This is a genomic window from Ruegeria sp. K3 (assembly GCF_056531845.1).
The window spans coordinates 1-4,823 of sequence record NZ_JBQFMM010000028.1; the positions used below are offsets into that span (position 1 = coordinate 1).

The 4,823-nt window shown below is 51.5% G+C and carries 3 protein-coding genes and 1 pseudogene; 2 read left to right on the forward strand and 2 right to left on the reverse strand.

From position 1 onward, the window contains the following. The coding region (locus tag ACR0MP_RS21930; protein ID WP_480888101.1) for a hypothetical protein at window positions 1–338 on the reverse strand (338 nt) is incomplete at its 3' end. A gap of 1,642 nt (window positions 339–1,980) precedes the next feature. Here ACR0MP_RS21930 and ACR0MP_RS21935 point away from each other — a divergent pair. Further along, window positions 1,981–2,665: pseudogene (locus tag ACR0MP_RS21935) on the forward strand (IS6 family transposase). 89 nt (window positions 2,666–2,754) lie between these two features. Here ACR0MP_RS21935 and ACR0MP_RS21940 read toward each other — a convergent pair. Continuing rightward, window positions 2,755–3,864, reverse strand: coding sequence for an AraC family transcriptional regulator (locus ACR0MP_RS21940; RefSeq protein WP_480888099.1), 1,110 nt, complete (start codon window positions 3,862–3,864; stop codon window positions 2,755–2,757). A gap of 621 nt (window positions 3,865–4,485) precedes the next feature. Between ACR0MP_RS21940 and ACR0MP_RS21945 the strand changes: the two genes are divergently transcribed. Then, the coding region (locus ACR0MP_RS21945) for a hypothetical protein (protein WP_480888098.1) at window positions 4,486–4,823 on the forward strand (338 nt) is incomplete at its 3' end.

Sequence of the window (4,823 nt, forward strand, 5' to 3'; positions counted from 1 at the left end):
CCCGCTTTGCGATATGCACGGATTGCGAGTATGTCGCGAGCCGGGCAGGCATCGATCGTGACATAGCGACGGCCGGGTGCGGGTGAGAACTTCACCTCCGCAAATGCTGCCCTTCCTGCACTCCAGCACTTCATGGTTGCGTTGACCTCATCCGGGCCGTTGTCGATAGGCTGCGTGAAGTAAGCATCGTGCTGAACTTTGTTCCAATAATCCAACTGCTGCTCGGCAACCTTCCCATGCGTCGTGGCATAAAAAGTGGTGACGTCGGTATGATTGGTTGCAACATCAGGTTGTTTCTGGGAGTGATGTTTTTGTAGATGGTGCTTGGAATTTAGCATTAACCTGAACCGAGTTTACGAGCAATTTGGCGGCGACCAACCGCTGGGATTGATGAGTTAAGTTTGCGGTTTTAGTTGATCGCAATCTTACGGTATCGCCGGAACATCTGAAGCACTGGAAAACGTGAGCGGCATTCCGGTGACCAAAGATACGTCGAACAATTTCTCAGGGTTCCTTTCTATGACCCCACGTCAACTCTCTCAATTGCATGCTGTCTCAACTTACATGTCCCGGTGTCTCAATTCGCGGCAAAGGCCCCGAGGGTTACAGAAGCGAATAGTTTAGCGGCAAGCGCTGGTCTTGGTTGCACATCAAAACTGCCGTCATCCATTCTGCCTTACAGATAGGCACATTCGCGCCTCACTGCTGAGATGAGATAGAAATCCGAACTTACTTCGCTCCGATCTATGATCTGGCTGCTCTGCAGAAGCTGGCCTCCAGACGTCGGACGAACCTCACCAGGTTTGCACTTTCATTTTGACTCACTCTTACACGACGCAGCGGCATGATTTCTGACAACTGTAATCTGGTGGGTTAGATGTACCGATGGCCGGTAAAGTCGTTAAGAGCCCACCGAGAAACCGCGATGTGGGCGTCGCCACCATTGTAACACTGCCGATGCGGTCGCGCGAATTACGGTATTGGTAACACTTTCTTGCGGAACTAAGCCCAGCCCTGCAGTCAACTGCCCACCGAGTCGCTAAGCGGGAAAAAAAACTTAATGGAAGGGGCGGCTGAACTGACTGCAGTCGTCATATCCCCAACAAGAAGGGGTTGCAGGAGCAATTGCGCGCAAACCCGGATACACCACATGCTCTCTTCTTGCCATTTCCGGTCTTTGGATAAAAATATGTGTGGGCACTCCCCCAGAATGCTCAAATCCCGATAGCGCGTTGAACGTGAAACGCCGCAGGGTCTACATATGTCTTGGACCGATAGATTGGGATCGTGCAGGTTCTCGTCGATCAACCGGAGCAGGATGTCCCACCGTGCTGCTTCGAAAGCTATTTTTGCAACCGGTTCAGACTGTTTGCCTAAAAGCACGGCAGATTGAATGCGCCTCAGGCATTCGCGAATGCATGCTATTCCTTCATCTCCGAACTCAATCCCGTATCTGACAGGGATCCGTCACAGTTGCCAGCATGTCGGCAAGCACTGTGCCGCGTTTCAGTTTCAATGGAAGCTATGACGCAATGAAGCAAAACTGATTTCCTCGAATGGATTACACACGTGAACATAAGCCAGAAGTGATTTCTGCAACGTCATGAGGCAATTGAGATCAAGCAAAAAGACGTCGCTGGTTCGGGTCTGAAACAGCTTGTCGCTCGCTATCTCAGTCGTTGAGTCCGCAGTCCGACCCTGATGAATAGTGCCTCAGGGTTCGAAAGTCATTCTTTTCCGGTCCGAACTGTGGTCATGCTGCCACCGTCAATCTCAGAAGGTGTCAGGGTCACTCGTCTGGCACCTGGTTCCGCGCGCGGACTTTAACCCCTACTGACGCCCCTTGATCGAGATCCAGCCAGTATGTATGCGAGTTAACATCCATCCAAGCCTCGAAAGGTTCTGTCGCAAATTTCGCCCCTACCTGTCCGTTCGAGTGCATTTCTGGTAGCGCGCACTAGAACATGACAGGAGCAGGCCATGACGATCTCATTTAAGGGCGCGCATTTTTCCAAAGGACGTTATCTTGCATGCGGTTTTCTTCTATCTGCGCTACGGTGTTTCATACCGGGATCTGGAGGAAATTATGGCGGAACGCGGGGTCGATCTAGATCATGCAACGCTAAACCGCTGGGTTAGCCGATATGCAGGTCTCATTTCTGAAGCAGCGCCGTATAGAAAGCGACCCGCAGATCGTTCGTGGCGCATGGATGAGACATATGTGAAAGTGAAAGGCGAATGGGTTTATCTCTATCGAGCGATCGACAAACACGGCAAGACCCTGGATTTCATGTTGTCCGAGCGCCGGAACAAGGCCGCAGCGACGAGGTTCTTCGCCCGCGCTCTCGAGGTGAACGGATTGCCTCGCAAGATTGTCATCGACAAAAGTGGTGCTAACACGGCCGGCATCAAGGCGATCAACAAGATGCTCAAGATCTTTGGTTGCCTGATACCGATCGAGATGGTGAGGCAGAAATACCTCAATAACATCATTGAACAGGATCATCGTTTTATCAAACGAAGGATCAGACCTATGCTGGGTTTCAAATCTTTCGCGTCAGCCGCATCTGTCCTGGCAGGCATAGAATTGGTCAACATGATCCGCAAAGGTCAATTCACGCCCGGACTCCGTCCGTTTCAGCAGTTCATCCAACTGGCGGGATAATCGACTAGCCTGCTCTGTCCACGTAGCCTTTGAAAAAAATTGCGACAGAACCTGCTGTTAAAAACCGGCAAAAGCACAAAGCACAATCGTCATCGGGCAATGCCGTGCAATTGCCGTTCCCCTCTTTTCGCGAGTGTATCAAGGTCATTATAAAAAGGGTTATGCATTTGAGCAGAGGGATTTGCTTTTCTCGGTTGGTCCTTAGGAAGGGGAGCGGGTGTTTCAAATTCAGTGCTACTTCTATTGACGGCTGAACCAACAATTTCGCTGGGCGTACATCCATATTCGCGCCGAAAATCTCGACTAAATCTCGATACATCCTGAAAGCCAGCCTGACCGGCGACCAATGTGACGACTCCTCGGCCGGGCTTGCAGATTGCAAGCTGCCGGTAGGCTCGGTCCAGACGACGTTTGGTTATATAGGCCTTCAGTCCGCCTTCTTCACGAAACAGTCGGTACAGGGTGGCCCGCGACATGCCAACCTCGGTACATAGTTGCTCGACATTCAAAGGTTGAGACATCGGATGCGCAAGAATAACTCGCTCTGCACGGATGCGCTTAGCTTTGAGTGTATTTGTATCGTTCGACTGAAGCGCTATTACGTCACTCGTGGAATTCACAACAAGCGAAGAGAACAAATCTACTGCGTCCGAAACGTCCCCGTTTTTCTGCCGCATAACCTCTTTAGCCAAATGCTGAAAATTCGCAATCATCAGTCGTCCGATGGGTGTTCGACCGTCGAAGTGCGTCATTGATCTCAGTTGACGGCCTTCCGACTGCAAGGCCGACTTCTTAAAGGCGAGATAGGTGATTTTCGACCAATCACTAAAGGAGTAGCGTGTCGCTGAAAGGTCCATGACCGTGAGTGTTCCGGGGCGAATTTCCGTCTGTTCACCGTTAACAATCGCTGTCGATTTCCCTTCACTTTGATACCGAACGACAAAGCAGTCGAAATCGTAGTGATTACCGACAAGTTCGGCCGGCGACATGCTTAGCTGGCAAAACACCGCATTGTCCAATTGCCGGGACGCGACGCTCAACTCCAAGTCTTGATTGGCAACCAGTGGTCGCCCATCGCGCCAGAAGTCTGACATGAAGTCGCGCCAAGCGTCACGTCGGAGCTCTTGAGGAAGCTCCCGGATATCAACGTCTGGCGTTGGCCCCGGCGATTTCAAACCTGCCGAATTGTCCAGATCCATCACACCAATCCCGTCGCGGCACTACAAAAAGCTCTACCGTACAGTATGATGATATGCGCAATTTTTTCTGAATTCAAATGACTACGGCATCAGCCACCTGCACACTATTTTACAGTGGCGAGCATACCTCGCATTTGTTGCGCAGCTGCATCGTTGGTCCTGGCAGCTAAGCCAGCAGGCTATTTTCGCCCGAAATCACACTTCTGCGTTGCTTCAAACTGCCACAAATTGAAGAGAGTGACTGCGCTTTTATGTCAATTCAGCGCGGCCTTCCCAAGCGCTACGATCAGCATGGAAACTACCCACCCTTGCCGCGCCCTTTGTAACAGAATGAGTGACCAATCGAGACCCCGTTACAACGTACCGCTGCAATTCAACTGGGCACCCTAGGTTCATGACGGTGGCACACAATGGATTGAGACAGAGGCACAAAAAAGTTGAGACAGAATGCAATTGAGAGAAGTGACATGGAGTTTTAGACGGACGGGACAAAATCGGCTTGACGCGCGTTTGGTAAACGAACCCCCACTCGAAGTTTTCAGGCGCGCCTGCCTCCAGCGCATCCAGTTGGGCCGGAGTCATTCAAGACCGCAAGCCTAAGTTAGTAACCCTGTCTAAGTAATGTCCAATCCCACTTACCACTCACAAAAAACCCAACCAGAGTTCCAGTCCAATAGTGCAACCAGTCATTCCGACGTCACCACCTTTTTTGCCACGACGCATGGGAAGGTTGCCGAGCAGCAGTTGGATTATTGGAACAAAGTTCAGCACGACGCTTACTTCATGCAGCCAATTGGCGTTGGCCCGGATGAGGTCGACGCAACCATGAAGTGCTGGAGTGCAGGAAGGGCAGCATTTGCGGAGGTGAAGATCTCACCCGCACCCGGCCGTCGCTATGTCACGATCGATGCCTGCCCGGCTCGCGACATACTCGCAATCCGTGCATATCGCAAAGCGGA